General features: G+C 62.4%; 1 protein-coding gene. It reads left to right on the top strand.

Annotated elements, in window-relative coordinates; genetic code table 11:
* The coding region (locus tag ACXJ7R_RS34070) for a zinc-dependent alcohol dehydrogenase (RefSeq protein ID WP_457155627.1) at window positions 1-925 on the top strand (925 nt) is incomplete at its 5' end.
* Between the last annotated feature and the right edge of the window lie 107 nt (window positions 926-1,032).

Below are 1,032 nucleotides of genomic sequence, written 5' to 3'. Positions count from 1 at the left end.
GGCTATGTTCGCCAAGCAGCGCCCGGTCCCGCTTTTCGGGCATGAGTTCTGTGCTGAGGTCGTCGAGGTCGGCAAGGGTGTCGAGAACGTCAAGCTTGGCGAGCGCGTGTTCTACCATCGCGGCGTTCCATGCGGCGGTTGTAAATATTGCAATGCGGGGCTGTCTACGCTCTGCCGATCGGTCATCAACGTCGGCGAAGATACGCCCGGCTGTCTCGCCGAGTATTTTGCGGCGCCGGCGCGGATGCTTGCTGCGGTTCCCGATGAGGTGTCGGACTTTGAGTGCGCGGCCCTTCAGCCTCTCGTGTCGATCGTCGGTGCAATCGAGGGCGTGGGCATATCCATGGGCGACACGGTCGCGGTCATCGGGCTCGGGCCAATGGGGCTCGATTCGCTCCAAGTTGCGCGCGCTGCGGGGGCAGGCAAGGTTATCGCCATGGCGCGTCGCGAGCCGGTGTTGGAGCTGGCAAGAAAGCTCGGCGCCGACATTACCGTCAACGTGACTACGACCGACCCGGTCGCTGCCGTAATGGAGGCGACAAATGGCCTTGGCTGCGACGTGGTCATCGAGTGCGCCGGTGGCAGCCGAGAGCAGGGGCATGCCGGCACAGATGCATTCCAGCAGGGACTCCAGATGCTGCGGCATGAAGGGCGCATCATGGAGGTCGGCCATCTGCCAGTGGGCACCGAGGTCGTCTACGGCCTGATCGAGAAGAAGGGGCTGCGCGTTTACGGACGCCGGTTGCCGTCCCCGAAGATGGTGCGATACGCGATCGACCTGGTCGCCTCGAAGCGAGTGCAGATCGAGCCGACAATCACGCACAAACTGGAGGGGATCGAGAAGGTACCCGATGCCTTTGAGATCCTCGGCAACAAGTCAGTCTATGGCGCGATCAACCCGCCTCAGGTCGTCGTCTGGCAATAACTCGGCTGTGGCCAATCGTGTCGTTGCCAGCCGCCGCACGGTCTGGCGGTAACAAAGTGGAGCGCTTTGATGATTTCGGAAGAAAGCTTGGCAGCCCTGTCCTATCC

This window comes from Mesorhizobium sp. P5_C1 (genome assembly GCF_054049815.1).
The sequence above is the reverse complement of the archived record's forward strand: the minus strand, read 5'-3'. Positions and strand labels throughout refer to the sequence as shown.